This is a genomic window from Acidovorax sp. Root70, from assembly GCF_001428225.1.
Lineage (GTDB): Bacteria > Pseudomonadota > Gammaproteobacteria > Burkholderiales > Burkholderiaceae_C > Acidovorax.
The window spans coordinates 61399-78042 of sequence record NZ_LMHQ01000010.1 but is presented as its reverse complement, the minus strand read 5'-3'; the positions used below and the strand labels follow the sequence as shown (position 1 = coordinate 78042).

The 16644-nt window shown below is 64.4% G+C and carries 14 protein-coding genes; 3 read left to right on the top strand and 11 right to left on the bottom strand.

Going from position 1 to position 16644, the window contains the following annotated elements:
* The first annotated feature begins 90 nt into the window (after window positions 1-90).
* Both ASD94_RS07150 and ASD94_RS07145 read left to right on the top strand, forming a co-directional pair.
* The gene (locus ASD94_RS07150; protein ID WP_056640596.1) at window positions 91-672 is read left to right on the top strand and encodes a peroxidase-related enzyme; all 582 of its coding nucleotides are present in this window, start codon (window positions 91-93) and stop codon (window positions 670-672) included.
* 2 nt (window positions 673-674) lie between these two features.
* Entirely contained in the window at window positions 675-1394 is a 720-nt protein-coding gene (locus ASD94_RS07145) for a hypothetical protein (protein WP_233247197.1), read from the top strand.
* Window positions 1395-1419: 25 nt separating this feature from the next.
* Here the strand turns inward: ASD94_RS07145 and ASD94_RS07140 are convergent, their stop codons facing one another.
* Together ASD94_RS07140 and ASD94_RS07135 are read right to left on the bottom strand one after the other, a co-directional pair.
* On the bottom strand, window positions 1420-1839 hold the full coding sequence (locus ASD94_RS07140) for a thioesterase family protein (RefSeq protein WP_056640595.1): 420 nt from the start codon (window positions 1837-1839) through the stop codon (window positions 1420-1422).
* Window positions 1840-1859: 20 nt separating this feature from the next.
* The gene (locus ASD94_RS07135) at window positions 1860-2642 is read right to left on the bottom strand and encodes an SDR family oxidoreductase (RefSeq protein WP_056640592.1); all 783 of its coding nucleotides are present in this window, start codon (window positions 2640-2642) and stop codon (window positions 1860-1862) included.
* Window positions 2643-2781: 139 nt separating this feature from the next.
* Here ASD94_RS07135 and ASD94_RS07130 point away from each other — a divergent pair, with 139 nt between their 5' ends.
* A complete protein-coding gene (locus ASD94_RS07130; RefSeq protein ID WP_056640588.1) occupies window positions 2782-4482 on the top strand; it encodes an electron transfer flavoprotein-ubiquinone oxidoreductase in 1701 nt (566 codons plus the stop codon).
* A gap of 93 nt (window positions 4483-4575) precedes the next feature.
* Here ASD94_RS07130 and ASD94_RS07125 read toward each other — a convergent pair whose 3' ends face one another.
* The 9 genes from ASD94_RS07125 to ASD94_RS07085 form a co-directional block, all read right to left on the bottom strand.
* Window positions 4576-6249: a methyl-accepting chemotaxis protein gene (locus ASD94_RS07125; RefSeq protein WP_056640585.1), complete on the bottom strand. Its 1674-nt coding sequence runs from the start codon at window positions 6247-6249 to the stop codon at window positions 4576-4578.
* A gap of 131 nt (window positions 6250-6380) precedes the next feature.
* A complete protein-coding gene (locus ASD94_RS07120; protein WP_199226374.1) occupies window positions 6381-10034 on the bottom strand; it encodes a hydantoinase B/oxoprolinase family protein in 3654 nt (1217 codons plus the stop codon).
* Between the two features lie 49 nt (window positions 10035-10083).
* A complete protein-coding gene (locus ASD94_RS07115) occupies window positions 10084-10632 on the bottom strand; it encodes a hypothetical protein (RefSeq protein ID WP_056640584.1) in 549 nt (182 codons plus the stop codon).
* Window positions 10633-10663: 31 nt separating this feature from the next.
* Window positions 10664-11629: a TRAP transporter substrate-binding protein gene (locus ASD94_RS07110; RefSeq protein ID WP_056640583.1), complete on the bottom strand. Its 966-nt coding sequence runs from the start codon at window positions 11627-11629 to the stop codon at window positions 10664-10666.
* A gap of 42 nt (window positions 11630-11671) precedes the next feature.
* Complete coding sequence (locus tag ASD94_RS07105; RefSeq protein WP_199226377.1) at window positions 11672-12970, bottom strand: TRAP transporter large permease; 1299 nt, start codon at window positions 12968-12970, stop codon at window positions 11672-11674.
* A 21-nt stretch (window positions 12971-12991) separates the two neighbouring features.
* Window positions 12992-13501, bottom strand: coding sequence for a TRAP transporter small permease (locus ASD94_RS07100; protein WP_056640579.1), 510 nt, complete (start codon window positions 13499-13501; stop codon window positions 12992-12994).
* A gap of 112 nt (window positions 13502-13613) precedes the next feature.
* Complete coding sequence (locus ASD94_RS07095; RefSeq protein ID WP_056640576.1) at window positions 13614-14579, bottom strand: TRAP transporter substrate-binding protein; 966 nt, start codon at window positions 14577-14579, stop codon at window positions 13614-13616.
* Between the two features lie 24 nt (window positions 14580-14603).
* The gene (locus ASD94_RS07090; RefSeq protein WP_056640653.1) at window positions 14604-15398 is read right to left on the bottom strand and encodes a putative hydro-lyase; all 795 of its coding nucleotides are present in this window, start codon (window positions 15396-15398) and stop codon (window positions 14604-14606) included.
* 306 nt (window positions 15399-15704) lie between these two features.
* Complete coding sequence (locus ASD94_RS07085) at window positions 15705-16616, bottom strand: LysR family transcriptional regulator (protein ID WP_056640567.1); 912 nt, start codon at window positions 16614-16616, stop codon at window positions 15705-15707.
* Between the last annotated feature and the right edge of the window lie 28 nt (window positions 16617-16644).

Below are 16644 nucleotides of genomic sequence, written 5' to 3'. Positions count from 1 at the left end.
CTTCCCCTCCATGGCGGGACCGCCCCTGCGCGGGGCCTCGGCTCGCGAGGATCGCTGATACTGCACACACAACACAGCAAAGGAGATCACGTGAACCGCTACCCCTTCCCCGACCTGAACACCTTGCCCGAAGACATCCGCGCGCGAATTCTGGAAGTGCAGGAGAAGGCCGGTTTCATCCCCAACGTGTTCCTGGCCTTTGCGCGCCGCCCGGCCGAATGGCGCGCCTTCTTCGCCTACCACGACGCGCTCATGCTCAAGGAAGAAGGCAGCCTGACCAAGGGCGAGCGTGAAATGATCGTCACCACCACCAGCGCCGCCAACCAGTGCCTGTACTGCGTGGTGGCGCACGGCGCGATCCTGCGCATCTACGAAAAGAAGCCGCTCATTGCCGACCAGGTGGCAGTGAACTACCGCAAGGCCGACATCAGCCCGCGCGAACGCGCCATGCTCGACTTTGCGATGAAGGTGTGCCAGCACGCCCACGAGATCGACGACGCGGACCTCGAGGCACTGCACCCCCATGGTTTCGATGATGAAGACATCTGGGACATCGCAGCCATCACGGCATTCTTCGGCCTGTCCAACCGCATGGCCAGCTTTGCGGGCATGCAGCCCAATCCCGAGTTTTATCTGATGGGCCGCGTGCCCAAGGCCAAACCTGGGGCCTGATGATGGCCTTGCGCGCCGCAACGACGATCCTGCTCTGGGCACTGGCCGCCCCTGCCGTACAGGCGGCAGGGTTTGGCCCCCCAGAGGGAACACTGCCCGTTTACGCATTGCCCGTGGCCGTACCCCCCGGTGCACTGTCGCCGTTGCTGTCTGCCTCGCTCTTCCGAGAAGAATCCGGCACCGGGGCCGCGCGCGCCTACTACCTGGGCGCAGGGGTTGCGGGCTCGCGCCTGCAAATCCCCGACTCGCCGGGTGCTACCGCCTGGAAAGTAGTGCCCGCCACCGATTGCGCGCGCCTAGAGCAGGTACCCACCGCACTTCTGCACACCCCTTCCGTGCAGGCAGTGCCGGTGCAGCAGAACCCGCTGCCTATGGAGTGCGCGGCAGCCTTCGAGGGCAGCTGTACCAGCCGAGACGGAGCACTGCGCATCACCACGGTCTTCGAGGGTCGGCGCCGCGCCGCGCGGGTGGGCGGCGGCTTCTTTGGCACCGAAGGCACCATCGACACCACGTTCTACACGGGCGTTCGCACGCTCAGCATCGAGCACCTGCCCAGCCGTCTTGTGTTGCGCATGCAGGAGCGCCTGAACAACACCAACGGCTACAGCGCACCGCAGACCGCCATCCGCTATCTGCCGGAGCTGCAGCGCCTGTTGCTGCTCGGCGCCTCGGAGGCGCATGGCATGCCACAAGCGCACTGCGTTGCCCTGCCTCCACCGTAACCGCCTCGCCGCTGCGGTCCATGCATCAACTGACCAGTGCGCGCATCCAGTCCGGCAGCGGCGCCGCCTTCTGCTGCGGAAAGTCCACCCAGATGATCGTGGCCCCGCCGGCCGCACAGACAACACCCGGCTGGTCCACCCGCTCCATCGTGCCCCAGGTTTCGAACGTGGTGCGGCCCGGGTCGCTCACGTAGAGCTTGAGCAGCACGTCGGCCGGGTATTCGAGTTGCTTGTAGAAGTTGCAGAACGCATTGACGATGACCGGTCCCTGGCCGCGCGGGTCGGGGTTGCAGCCCACCGACACCATCCACTCGATGCGTGCGGTTTCCAGGTAGCGAAAGTACACGGTGTTGTTGACATGGCCCATCGCATCCATGTCGCCCCAGCGCACCGGGAACCGCATCTCGAAGACCAGCTTCTTGACCTCAGGGATTTCTATCTTCATAGCCGCCCACGCCCCGAGGATCAGACCGCGAAGCCGTCGTCGGCAGCAATCACCGCGCCGTTCACAAAATGGCTCTGGTCGCTGGCCAACATCACCAGCAGCGCATCCAGGTCCTGCGGCTGGCCCACGCGCTTGCGGGGCAGCATGTCCATGAGCTTCTTGCCCTGCTCGGTCTGCCAGTGGTGGTGGTTGATCTCGGTATCGATGTAGCCGGGGCAGATCGCATTCACGTTGATGCCGAACCGGCCCCACTCCAAGGCCATGGCCTTGGTCATCTGCACCACGGCGGCCTTGCTCATGCAATAGGCGCCGATCTGCGGCAGCACCTTCAGGCCCGCCATGGACGCGATATTGATGATGCGTCCGCCCGTGAAGCTGCCCGGCGCTGCGCCGCGCGAGCGGGCCAGCATGCGTTTGCCCACCTCTTGCGCCACAAAAAAGGCGCCCTTCACGTTGGTGTCAAAGATGAAGTCGTAGTCCTCGGGCGTCACGTCCTGGATGCGCTGGGTGGTGCTCACGCCCGAGTTATTCACCAGAATGTCAATCGACCCCATTTCGGTCTCGGCGTGGGCCACGGCGGACTTGATGGAGTCGTGGTCGGTCACGTCCAGCTCGATCACATGGGCGTCACCGCCCTCGCCTTCGATGCGCGCGCGCAGCTCCTTGAGTTTTTCCACCCGGCGGCTGGCCAGCACCACCCCTGCGCCCGCGCGGGCCAGCGTGCGGGCAAACTGCGCGCCCAGCCCGCTGGAGGCGCCCGTGATGAAGGCCACGCGGCCGGACAAGTCGATGCTGTATGCCATTTAGAGTCTCCCTACTGATCAAAATAGAACGGTCGTTCGATTGTCTATATTCCGTGAATACAATCAGTCGCCAGACAGACAGGGCGCGGTCGGCGCTCTGTAGAAAATAATCCATTATCAAACGCCCGACGAGAAGCCCATGACCAACGAAGAAATCCTCGCCCAATACGGCCCCCGCGAATCCATGGAATACGACGTGGTGGTCGTTGGCGGCGGCCCTGGCGGCCTTGCCACTGCGATCCGCCTGAAGCAACTGGCGGCCGAAAAAGGCCAGGACGTCTCGGTGGTGGTGCTCGAAAAAGGCTCCGAACCCGGTGCGCACATCCTGTCGGGCGCCATCATGGACCCCAAGGCCCTGACGGAGCTGATCCCCGACTGGAAAAAGCGCGGCGCTCCGCTGAACCAGCCCGTCACCGACGACGCCTACATCTTCCTCAGCGAAAAGTCGGGCTTTCGTGTGCCCAACATGTTCCTGCCACCGTTTGCGCACAACCACGGCAACTACATCATCAGCCTGGGCAACCTGACCAAGTGGCTGGGCGAACAGGCCGAAGCCCTGGGCGTGGAAATCTTCCCCGGCTTCACGGCTGCAGAAGTCCTCTACAACGACAACGGCTCCGTCAAGGGCGTGGCCACCGGCAATATGGGTATCGGCAAGGACGGCGAGCCCACCGAGAACTTCCAGCTCGGCATGGAGCTGCTGGGCAAGTACACCGTGTTTGCCGAAGGCGCACGCGGCCACCTGGGCAAACAGCTGATTGCCAAGTTCCACCTCGACAAGGACCGCGACCCGCAAAGCTTCGGCATCGGCGTGAAGGAGCTGTGGGAGATTGACCCCAAGAAGCACCAGCCCGGTTTTGTGATGCACACCGCCGGCTGGCCCATGGAGAACGACACCTACGGCGGCGCCTTCCTGTACCACCTGGAGGGCAACAAGGTGGCCCTGGGCTTCGTCACCGGCCTGGGTTATGCCAACCCCTACCTGAGCCCGTTCGAAGAATTCCAGCGCTGGAAGACGCACCCCAACGTCCGCTACTACTTCGAAAACGAAAAGGGCGAGATCACGGCCAAGCGCCTGTCCTACGGCGCACGTGCCATCAACGCCAGCGGCATCAACGCTTTGCCCAAGACGGTGTTCCCGGGCGGCGCACTGGTGGGCTGTAACGCGGGCTACCTGAACGTGGGCCGCATCAAGGGCAGCCACGCCGCCATCAAGACCGGCATGCTGGCCGCCGAAGCCGCTTATGACGCCGTGGTGGCAGGCCGCCAGCACGACGAGCTGACCGCCTACCCCGAAGCCTTCGAAAAGAGCTGGCTGCACACCGAGCTGAACAAGGACCGCAACTTCAAGAACTGGTTCAAGTACGGCCTGACCACGGCCACGCTGATGAACGGCTTTGAGCAGTTCGTGCTGCGCGGCCACATCCCCTGGACGCTGCACCGCGACAAGCCCGACCACGCGTACCTGAAGCCCGCAGCAGAGTGCAAGCCCATCGTCTACCCCAAGCCCGATGGCAAGCTGACCTTCGACCGCCTCTCCAGCGTGTTCATCAGCAACACCAACCACGAAGAGAACCAGCCCGCCCACCTCACGCTCAAGGACCCGAGCGTGCCGGTCAACATCAACCTGGCCAAGTACGCCGGCCCCGAGGCGCGCTACTGCCCGGCGGGTGTGTACGAGTTTGTGCCCGACACCACCAAAGGCGGCGATGCCCAGCGCCTGCAGATCAACGCGCAAAACTGCGTGCACTGCAAGACCTGCGACATCAAGGACCCCACGCAGAACATCGTGTGGGTCACGCCGGAAGGCGGCGGTGGCCCGAACTACGCGGGCATGTAAGCACCGTCAAAATTCATAGCACCTTGCGCTTGAAGGGCCTGCACTGCAGGCCCTTTTTTATGGAAATCAGTCCGATCTGCAGCGCAATACCCCTCACGCAGCTGCGCGTGTGAGCTGAAACTGCCCCATCGCACCCGCCAGCCGGTTGGCCTGGTCCTTGAGGCTCTGGGCCGCTGCGGCGCCCTGCTCCACCAGCGCGGCGTTCTGCTGCGTCATGTGGTCGAGCTGGTCCACCGCCTGGCTCACTTGGCCGATCTGCGTGCTCTGCTCGCTGCTGGCCTCGTTGATCTCGGACATCAGCGTGGTCACACGCTCCACGCTTTGCACGATGTCGCCCATCGTGGAGCCCGCGGTGACCACCAGCCGGGCGCCGTCACTCACCTTGTCCACGCTGGTGGAGATCAGTGCCTTGATCTCGCGCGCCGCATTGGCACTGCGCCCGGCCAGGCCCCGCACCTCGCTGGCCACCACGGCAAAGCCGCGCCCCTGCTCGCCCGCACGGGCCGCCTCCACGGCCGCATTGAGCGCGAGGATGTTGGTCTGGAACGCAATGCCGTCGATGATGCCCACGATGTCGGCGATCTTCTTGCTGCTGGCATTGATCTCCTCCATGGTCTTGACCACCTGGTTGACCACTTCGCCCCCCTTGCTGGCCACCTCGGTGGCGTTGAGCGCCAGCGCGTTGGCCTGGCGCGTGCTGTCGGCATTGGCGGCCACCATCTGCGCCAGCTGGGCAATGCTGGCCGCCGTCTGCTGCAGGTTGCTGGCCGCGTGCTCGGTGCGCATGCTCAGGTCGGTGTTGCCTGCGGCCACTTCGGAGCTGGCCACATGGATGGATTCGCCCGAGTCACGCACCTCGGTCACCACGTAGTGCAGTGACTCGACCATCTTGTCCAGCGCAGTGAGCAGCTGGCCGATCTCGTCGGTGCGCTGGGTTGGCATGCGCACCGTGAGGTCGCCCTGCGCCACCACAGCGGCCGCCTCGGACGCCTGGCGCAATGGCAACACGATGGAGCGCCGCAGCAGCCAGCCAAACAGCGCCGACAGCGCCACCACCACCAGCACCGCCACGGCGCTGATCCATTGCGCACGGGACGCGTCGGCAATCATGCTGTCGCCCGCCTTCAGGGAGGACTGCTCCGACGCCGCGAGCAACTGGTCGATGGACCGCAGGTATTGGGTCAACGCGGCGGCGTGCTCCTGCAGCTCCTTCTGGCTGATGATCTTGGCTTCCAGTGCGTTCTGCACCAGCGCGTCCCGCAGCACGGCGTATTTCTGGCGCTCGGCCTGGGCCTGAGCCCACAGGGGCCTCGCGCTCTCGCTGGAAGACGCCTTGGTCAGCGCTTCATCAATGCGCTTGCGCATGGCGTCTTCGGCGGCGATCTGGTTGCGCATTTCGGCCACCAGGGGGAACACATCGGACGACATCGTGGCGCGCAACGCAATCTGGCCGATATAGACCGACTGGGTTTTCCAGTCACGCACGGTGCGTTCGATGGGCAGTTGCTCCGTGGTCAGCAACGTGGCCTGGCGGCTCGTGTCCTGCCCTGTGAGCCAGGTGGTGGCACCCAGCAGCGCCACCGCAAAGCCCAGGATGCCAAAGCTGGCCGCCAGCTTCTGGCCCACGCTCAGAGTCCGGCGGCGCCGGGCAGGTGCTGGGCTCTGGGCGGCAGCGTCTGGCGCCGCACGGCTGAACTCCGCGCCGGCCGGTGCGGTGGAGAAGGCGGCGCCGCCAGGCGCCCCGGAAGTGGCGGGCAAATAGTTCATGAGCGTTCTCCTGTTTCATTTCCCGCACCGTGCGGGGGTGAAATCCGGCGGGGCCAGCGACGTGCACCGTGCGCCCCCGCAGGTTCGCAGCACACAGCGCCGACCCCACCGGGGGTCAGCAATCCATCACGTCAGGACGTGACACATTCGCCAAAGCCGCCACCGCCGGGGGTGGCGATCTCGAACACATCGCCCGGCTCCATCAGCGCCGCGCCGATGTGGCCCAGTTCCTCCACCTGGCCGTTGGCACGCAGCACGCGGTTGGCACCGGGCTTGCCGGGCTGGCCGCCCGCCATGCCAAAGGCGGGGTTCAGTCGCCCGTTGGACAGGATGCTGGCCGTCATCGCCTCCAGGAAACGCACGCGCCGCACGCCACCGTCCCCGCCCGCCCAGCGGCCTGCACCGCCCGAGCCGCGCTTGATCTCGTAGCTGTCGAGCACCACCGGGAAGCGGAACTCCAGCACCTCCGGGTCTGTCAGGCGCGAGTTGGTCATGTGGGTCTGGACCACGCTGGTGCCGTCAAAGCCGCGCACCGCCCGGCCTGTGGCGTCCAGCACCGCACCCGCACCGCTGCCACCGGCAATGGTTTCGTAGTACTGGTACTGCGCATTGCCGAAGGTGAAGTTGTTCATGGTGGGCTGGCTGCCCGCCATCACGCCCAAGGCGCCAAACAGCGCGTTGGTGATGCAAGTGGAGGTCTCCACGTTGCCCGCCACCACCGAGGCCGGCGGGTTGGGGTTGAGCATGGAGCCTTGCGGAATGATGACCTGCAGGGGCTTGAGGCAGCCGGCGTTGAGCGGGATGTCGTCGTCCACCAGCGTGCGGAACACATACAGCACGGCCGCCATGCACACGGCACGCGGGGCGTTGAAGTTGTTCATCTGCTGCGGGCTGGTGCCTGCAAAGTCGATGACCGCGCTGCGCTCGGCCACATTGACCTTGACCGACACGCTGATCTGCGCGCCGTTGTCCAGCGGCAGGGTGAAACTGCCGTCCTTGAGCTGCGTGATCACACGGCGCACCGACTCTTCGGCGTTGTCCTGCACGTGGCGCATGTAGGCCTGCACGACATCCAGACCAAACTGGTCCACCATCTTCGACAGTTCTTGCACGCCCTTTTCGTTCGCCGCGATTTGTGCGCGCAGGTCGGCCAGGTTCTGCTGAGGGTTGCGGCTGGGGTATGGCGTGGTGCCGCCGCCCGTGGCCAGCAGGGTGCGCACTTCCTCTTCCAGAAAGATGCCCCGGTCCACCAGCTTCACGTTGTTGATCTGCACGCCTTCTTCATCGATGCGCGTGGAGAACGGGGGCATGGAGCCCGGTGTGGTGCCGCCAATATCCGCGTGGTGGCCCCGGCTGCCCACATAAAACGTGGGCTCGTTGCCCTCGGCCACGTACACCGGGGTGATCACCGTCACATCCGGCAGGTGGGTGCCCCCGTGGTACGGGTCGTTGAGCATGTACACGTCGCCCGGGTGCATCTTGCCCGCGTTCTCGCGGATCACGGTCTTGATGCTCTCGCCCATGGACCCCAGGTGCACGGGCATGTGGGGTGCGTTGGCGATCAGGTTGCCGGCCGCGTCGAATAACGCGCAGCTGAAGTCCAGACGCTCCTTGATGTTGACCGAGTACGCCGTGTTCTGCAGTTGCAGCCCCATCTGCTCGGCAATGTTCATGAACAGGTTGTTGAACACCTCCAGCAGCACCGGGTCCACCGTGGTGCCTGCGGCGTACTGCACCTTGCGGGCGGTGACGCGGTCCAGCACCAGGTGGTCCAGGTCGGTCAGGCGCGCAGACCAGCCGGGCTCCACCACGGTGGTGGTGTTCTTCTCGGCAATGATGGCCGGGCCGGGGATCACGTCGCCGGGGTGCAGGTCCTCGCGCACCACCAGGGCCGCGTCGTGCCAGGCGCCGCCCGAGTACATCTGGACCACCTCGCGCTGCGGGTGCTTGCGGTGTGGGTGCACGGGCAGGCGCGGCTCGGCAGGGGCGTCACCGGCAATCATGGCTTCGACCGACACGGCCTCCACCACCAGGCCCTTGCCGGCCATGAGGAAGGCAAAGCGCTGGCGGTAGGCGGCCTCAAAGGCTGCCTGGATGCTGGCCATGTCGCCAAACGGCACGACCAGGGCCGAATCCGTGCCCTCATAGCGCACATGCACGTTATGGCGCACCTGCACGGGGTTGGTGCTGACCTGCTGGCGCTCCAGCTCGGCCTGCGCGGCAGCGCCCAGCGTATCCAGGCGCTCGGCGATCAAGGGCAGAGATTCAGCCGCCAGCGGCATCTCCACCGCCTGCTCGCGGATCACGGTCTGGTCGGCCAGGCCCATGCCGTAGGCGCTGAGCACACCAGCCAAGGGGTGCACGAACACGCGCGACATGCCCAGGGCATCGGCCACCAGGCAAGCGTGCTGGCCGCCTGCACCACCAAAGCACTGCAGGGTGTAGCGCGTCACGTCATAGCCGCGCGCCACGCTGATCTTCTTGATGGCGTTGGCCATCTGCTGCACGGCAATCTGGATGAAACCTTCGGCCACTTCTTCGGGCTTACGCTGGGTCTGCGTCGCAATCTCTTCAAACCGGGCGCGCACTGCGTCGGCGTCCAGCGTTTCGTCGGCTGCGGGGCCGAACACGCTGGGGAAATAACGGGGCTGCACCTTGCCCACCATCACGTTCGCATCGGTCACAGCCAGGGGGCCGCCACGGCGATAGCTCACGGGGCCGGGGTTGGCACCGGCGCTCTCGGGGCCCACGCGGAAACGGGCGCCATCGTAGGCCAGCACCGAGCCACCGCCCGCCGCCACCGTGTGGATACTCATCATGGGAGCGCGCATGCGAACGCCCGCCACGTGGGTTTCGAACTCGCGCTCGAAGGCCCCGGCGTAGTGGCTCACATCGGTGGAGGTGCCGCCCATGTCGAAGCCGATGACCTTTTCGTGCCCCGCCAGGCCCGCCGTGCGCGCCATGCCGACGATGCCGCCTGCAGGGCCGGACAGGATCGCGTCCTTGCCCTGAAACGTGCCCGCATCGGTGAGCCCGCCCGAGGACTGCATGAAGAACAGCTTGACGCCCGGCATCTCGCTGGCCACCTGCTCCACGTAGCGGCGCAGGATGGGCGACAGGTAGGCATCGACCACGGTGGTATCGCCCCGGCTCACGAACTTCATCATGGGGCTGGTTTCGTGCGAGGTGCTGATCTGCGTGAAGCCCACTTCCTGGGCGATGCGCTTGGCCGCCTGCTCGTGCTGCGTGTAGCGGTAGCCGTGCATGAACACAATGGCCACGCTGCGCAGCCCGCAACCATAGGCGGCCAGCAGGTCACCGCGCAAAGTGGCTTCGTCCAGGTTCTGCAGCACGCCACCGTGGGCGCCCATGCGTTCGCGGGCCTCGATGACTTCGGTGTAGAGCAGCTCGGGCAGCTGGATGTGGCGGTCAAACAGGCGCGGGCGGTTCTGGTAAGCGATGCGCAGTGCATCGCGAAAGCCGCGTGTGGTGACCAGCAGCGTGGGCTCGCCCTTGCGCTCCAGCAGTGCGTTGGTGGCCACCGTGGTGCCCATCTTCACGCACTCCACCAGCGCGGGCGTGACGGGCTCGCCAGGCTTCAGGCCCAGCAGGTGGCGGATGCCCGCCACGGCGGCATCCTTGTACTGCTCGGGGTTCTCGGACAACAACTTGTGGGTGGTCAGGGAGCCATCGGGCCGCTTGGCCACGATGTCGGTGAAAGTGCCGCCCCGGTCGATCCAGAACTGCCAGCGTGGGGTGTGCGTTTGGGGTGTCATGGTGGTCATGTGTAGTGGCTCCGAGATAAAAAAATGGAAAGAGGTGGTGGCTGTGTGGCTAGGCGATGGCAAGGTGGGCGGGGGCCAGCCTTTGCATGACCTGCCACACGGCAGGAATGGGGGGTGCGGTGGCCAGAGCCCGCTCCACAGGGCACCAGGGGCTTGCCAGCGAAGCGGCCCAGGCCATCACGGGCAAGATGTCGGCGGGCGGCAGGGTCTGCATGGTGTCGATCACGATGCGAAGCTCCTGCGCCAGGCGGTTGCCGGGGGCAAATCGCCAGTGGTATTGGCCGCCCGCCACACACACGGCGCGGTTTTCCTTGGCAGTCATGGCAGACAGCCACAGGCAGTGAAAGTCGGCGCAGGCCGGGGCTGGAGGCTCGGTCAGGCAGAAGGTGTAGGCGTTTTCGTAAGCGCGGCCAAAGTTGCGCACCAGGGTCTCGGCTATGGCCTCGCGGCCCAGGGTGCATGCTGGGGCCTGCCCGTCGCCCTGGCGCATTTCCATCTGCAGCAGCGCGCCACCGGCAAAGGCTTGCGCAATGAGGTGCGGACGATTGAGGTCCTTGGCGCGCAGGTACATCTCGATGGTGTCTGAGGGCGTGTGCATGGTGCTTCTCCTGAAAGGCGTGCAGGGAAGGTCAGCGCTGCGTGTAGTACGGGATGAAGATCTGGTTGGCCTCGCTGCCCACCGAGCGCACCCACTCGCGCGAGAACCGCTCGCCCAGGCGCTTGAGTTCGGCATCAAAATCTGCTGGCGCACGATCCACCTTGATGCCCTTGCGCTGCAGCTCGGCCACCGACTCTTCGGCCACCGCAGCGCTCATGGCCCAGCCGCGCGTCTCTGCCTCGGCGGCAGCCTTCGTCACCGCCTGGCGTGTGGGTGCAGGCAGTGCATCAAAAGCCTGCTGGTTCACAAAAACGATGTTCTTGGGAAACCAGGCGTTGATGCCGTAGTACTGCTTGATCTGGCCCCAGACCTGGTTCTCTACCCCCGTGAGGGCGGAAGTGATCATGGAATCGAGCTTGCCCGCCGACAGAGCCTGGTTGACTTCCACCATGGGCACGTCCACGGGCGTGGCGCCCAGCAGCTCGGCAATGCGCACGGTGCCAGGGTTGTAGGTGCGCATGCGCGTGCCCTTGAAGTCGGCGGACGAGCGCACGGGGTTGATCGAGAACAGCCCCTGCGGCGGCCAGGGCACTGCGTACAGCGCCTTGAGCCCCTTACTGGCCATGTGCGACTCGATCAGCGGCCGCTGCACGTCCCACATGCGCCGCGCGTCGGCATAGCTGCGCACCACAAAGGGCACAGCATCTGCCCCGGCGATGGGGATGTCCCGCACCAGGTTGGTCATGATGGTCTCTCCCGCCTGGGCCTTGCCCTCCTGCACGGCCTGGGGGATCTCGTTCAGCTTGAACAAGGCGTTGTTGGCATGGACCTCGATGTGCAGCGCGCCTGCCGAGGCACGCTCTACGTCTTGCGCAAACTGCACGAGATTGCGGGTATGAAACGACTCCGCGCGGTAGCCCGTGGCCAGCTTCCACTGGGTCTGGGCGTGCAGCACCGGGGCCACGGCGAACGCGGCCAACAACACCAAGGTCTTCATGGGGAACTCCTGTGCGGACGTTGCGGGCGTGGGTGCTGGGGGTCAGCCTTGCATCTGGCGGGGCAGCCAGAGCACGACATCTGGCACGAAGTACGTCATCACGACGGCCACAATCATCAGAGCGAACAGAGGCAGCGCCGTGCGTGCAATCCAGGTCACTTCGCGCCGGGTCATGCCCTGCAACACAAAGAGGTTGAAGCCCACGGGCGGCGTGATCTGCGCCATCTCGACCACCAGCACGATGAAGATGCCGAACCACACCAGGTCAAAGCCTGCAGCCTCCACCGTAGGCAGCAGCACTGCGATGGTCAGCACCACCATGGAGATGCCGTCCAGGAAGCAGCCCAGCACAATGAAGAACACGATGAGCAGCAGCATCAGCGCAAAGGGCGACAGGTGCAGCGCCCCGATGAACTCGGCCAGGTGCCGTGGCAGGCCGATGAAGCCCATGGCCAGCGTGAGGAACGCGGCACCCGCCAGGATGAGGCCGATCATGCAGTACACGCGGCAGGCAGCGACCAGCCCTTCCTTGAAACGCTCCCAGTTCAGCGAGCCCTCGATCTTGGCCAGGATCAACGACCCGGCCACACCCAGCGCCGCAGCTTCGGTAGCGGTGGCAATGCCGCTGTAGATGGCGCCCAGCACCACGACGATGAGCGACACGACGGGAATAAGGTGGCGGGAGGCATACAGCTTTTGCACAAAGCTGAGACGGGCGTCAGGCGCAGGCACCTTGTCCTTGTTGAACAAGGCCCACACCACGATGTAGCCCATGAACAGCGCAGCCAGCATCAGCCCCGGAATCACCCCTGCCAGGAACAGCTTGGAGATCGACACGTTCGCCGCCACGCCGTAGACGATCATGATGATCGATGGCGGAATCAGCAGTCCGAGCGTGCCCGCACCGGCCAATGTGCCCACGGAGATATCTTCGGGATAGCCGCGCTGCTTGAGTTCAGGCAGCGTGATCTTGCCGATGGTGGAGCAGGTGGCGGCCGATGAGCCCGAGATGGCTGCGAAGATGGTGCAGCCCACCACGTTGACGTGCAGCAGGCGGCCGGGCAAGCGCTCCAGCCAGGGCGCCAGGCCCTTGAACATGCTGCTCGACAGCTTGCTGCGGAACAGGATCTCGCCCATCCACAAAAACAGCGGCAAAGCCGTCAGCGTCCAGCTGGAGGTAGACCCCCAGATGGTCAGCATCATGCTGTCGCCCACCGGGCGGTTGGTAAAAAACTCCATGCCGACCAAAGCCACTGCCAGCAGTGACAGGCCGATCCACAGGCCCGATCCGAGCACTGCGAACAGCACCACGATCAGACCCAAAGCGATGATGACGTCCATGATGAAGTCTCCTGGAACGGGTTATTCGGAACGTGCTGCTTCGGACACCGCCATGAAGGCCGTCCCCTGGAAACGCAACACCAGCGCATGGGCAAACGCCAGCGCAAAACCAATGCAGCCCATGGCCATGCTGATCTGGGGAATCCACAGCGGCGACGCGTCGGCCGCGGGCGAGATGTCGTGGGTGATGTAGGAGATCCACACCGAACGCACGGCATAGCAGGCGATGTACACGGACAGCACCAGCGCGCTGACCAGGCAGAACCACTCGAAGGCACTGCGCCAGCGGGCGGGCAGCCTGTCCAGGATGAGCGTCACGCGGATGTGATCGCCGTTTTGCAGCGTGCTGGGCAGCGCAAAGAACAAGGCAGCGGCAATGGCGTAACCCGCGTAGGCGTCGAGTCCGTCGATGTTGAGGTGGATGACTTCGCGGGCAAAAACGCCCAGCGTGACTGCGCCGAACGCGGCCAGCATCGACAGGCCGGACAGCAGCATCAGCAGCCTGTAGAAATTTCGGACGAGCTTGTCCATGGCGTACTCCTGTAACGCTTGAAAAAGAGGGGGGAGCGGTAATGAAATTGCGGGGGTAGCGCGCGGTGCGCTACCCGGCCCCGTGGGGGCCTTCAGACATGTTCAGACGCGACTACTTCTTGCGGTAGGCGTCGATGATGGCCTGCCCCTCGGCACCGGCCGATTTCACCCAGTCGGCAGTCATGGATTCGCCGATGCTCGCCAGCTCCTTCTTGATGCTGTCGCTGGGCTCTGCCACCGTCATGCCTTTGGCCGACAGTTCCTTGATGAACTCCTTGTCCACACGCTCGCTGGTGGCCCAGCCGCGTTCTTCGGCGGCAGCTGCGGCTTTGAGCACGGCGTCCTGCAGGGGCTTGTCGAGGGCGTCAAAGGCCTTCTGGTTCACCACCGTGGCATTGCGCGGCAGCCACGCGCTGACGGGGTAGAAGTACTTGACCTGCTCATACAGCTTGGACTCCACGCCGCTGGCGCTCGACGTCAGAAAGTTCTGCACCGTGTTGGTCGCGAGGGCCTGGCCCAGCTCGGACAGCTGGATCGTCACGGGCTGCGCCTTGAGCAGCTGGGCAATGCGCGTGGTGGCAGGGTTGTAAGCGCGCATCTTGGTGCCCGCAAAGTCTGCGGGCGTGCTCACCGGCTTGAGCGAATACAGCGACTGACCAGGCCATGGCACCGAGAACAGCACCTTCACGCCCTGGGCGGCGAGCAGCTTCTCTTGCGCGGGCTTGGCGGCCAGGTACAGGCGTTTGGACTCTGCATAGGTGGTCGCCAGGAAGGGGATGGAGTCCACGCCAAACAGCGGGTTCTCGTTGGTGGCGCCCGACAGGATGAATTCGGCCGAAGGCACCTGCCCGGTCTGTACCGCGCGCTTGATTTCGTTGGCCTTGTACAGCGAACCACCGGGGTGCAGGGTGATCTTGAGTTTGCCGCCGGTGAGCTTGTCCACTTCATCGGCAAACTGCTGCACGTTCTGCGTCTGGAAACTGTTGGCGCCGTAGCCGGTGGGCAGGTCCCACTTGACCTGGGCCTGGGCCGCACACACGCTGAGGGCAGCCGTCATACACAGTGCAAATTTTTTCATGGGGAGACTCCTGGGGTAAGCCGCTTAGAAGCTGGCGAGTTGGTGGTTGAGAAGATCGGTGATCAGCATGCAACCCGGGGCATGGGTGATGCAGAAGGCCGGTTGGGCGTTGAGGATGGCCGATTGCGGCGTCACGCCGCAGGCCCAGAAAACAGGGATCTCACCGGGCATCAGCGCTACGGCATCGCCATAGTCGGGCTGGGACAGATCGGTGATGCCGATGAGAGCCGGGTCACCAATGTGCACCGGTGCGCCGTGCACGTTGGGAAACCGCGAGGTGACCTGCACCGCCCGAATCACATCTGCTGCAGGCATGGGACGCATGGTCACTACCATGGGGCCACCAAAGGGACCCGCCGACTCGGTTTGCACATTGGTGCGGAACATGGCTACGTTCTTGCCTTCCTCAACGTGGCGCAGGCGGATGCCTGCCTCGATCAATGCGGACTCGAACGAGAAGGAGCAACCGAGAACGAAGGTGACCAAGTCAGAGCGCCAGAGGCTGGCGATGTCCGCCACCTCTTCCGACATTTCACCGTGACGCCAGATGCGATAGAGCGGCACATCGCTGCGAATGTCGATGCCCTTGCCCAGGGAGGGCAAGGTGAACTGTCCGGGCTCGCTGACCGCCAGCACAGGGCAAGGCTTGGGGTTGCGTTGACAGAACCGCAGGAAGTCACTGGCAAGCACCTCGGGCAGGATGACGACGTTGCCCTGAACATGGCCATCTGCAAGGCCACTGGTGTGCGATGTCCACAGGCCCTTGCGGATAGTGTCACGGACATGGATCGGGTTGCTGGCACCTTCAGGACCAAACACCGCGAGCGAATTTTCTTGAACGAAGTCCACCGTTTTTCCTTGCATTGAGAAATGTCAATTGCATGACGTTGGGCAGATTGTGTTGGGGTGTTAACGACCCTGGCAAATTCAAAAAATTTCTATTACGTCATCGATTTTTTCCATGCACTCCATTGGGGAGAGGCGAACCATATTGGTGCCAAGGGAAAACCCTGAGAAAAAATTTACGGGTAAACCCTGACACCGCCGGACCATTGGAATGCCGGGAAAAAAAGGTGTGTGTCGAGCGCGCCCGGCAGAGTGCGCCGAGGCGTTTTTGACGGAGGCTCAGCCCTTGCGAGAGCGGCGGGCTGGCGCGGGCTGCTGCTGCTCGATGAAGTCCAGCGCCGAACGCACCACGGCCTCCATGGCGGGCGATGAGGGGTCTTCGCGGTAGCTCACGTGGATGGGCAGCGGCCGCAGCGCCGCGTCGCACGCCAGCGCACGCAGGTCGGGGAATGCCAGCAGACGCTGCACTGCCAGGCGCGGCAGCGTGGCCACGCCAAAGCCGCCTTGCACCAACTGCACCATGGCAGAAATCGACGAGATGGTGTGCACGCAACGCGGCTCCACCTGGGCCTGGCGCAGCGTGTCGAGCAGGGAGACATGCGGCTGCGAGCCACGCTGGAAAGTCAGGATGTCAGCGCCTGCAAAGTCTTCCAGCGCATAGCGGCGCTTGCGGTGCGTTTTGCTGTTGCCCACAAACACCATCTCCATGGGCGTCACCGCCTGGCTGCGGATGCCATCTGCCGCCGCTGGCAAGGCGGCAAATACGGCATCCAGCGTTCCGCGGCGGATCTGGTCGAGCAATACGGGGGTGGTCTCTACCGTCAACTCCAGCTCCAGCAAAGGGTTGTCCTTGCGCAACTGTTCCACCCACGGAATGAGCCATGAGTGCAAGACCGATTCGATGGCCCCCAGCCGGATCGACACCTCCAATGGGCCGCCCGATCCCATCTCGGATTTGAGCTGGCGCTGCAGCTCCAGCATGCGCTTGGCATACACCAGGAACCGGGCACCGGCCACCGTGAGTTTGAAATGCTTGTCGCGCCGGTCCAGCAATAGCACGCCCAGCTCTTCTTCGAGCGCGGAGATGCGGCTGGACATGGCGGACTGGGTCAGAAAAAGCTTCTCGGCAGCGCGTGTCACGCTCTTGAGAGAGGCTACCCAGTAGAAGGCTTCGACAAAACGCAGGTTCATGGTGTTCTTCGGAAGGGCTGGGTGTGCT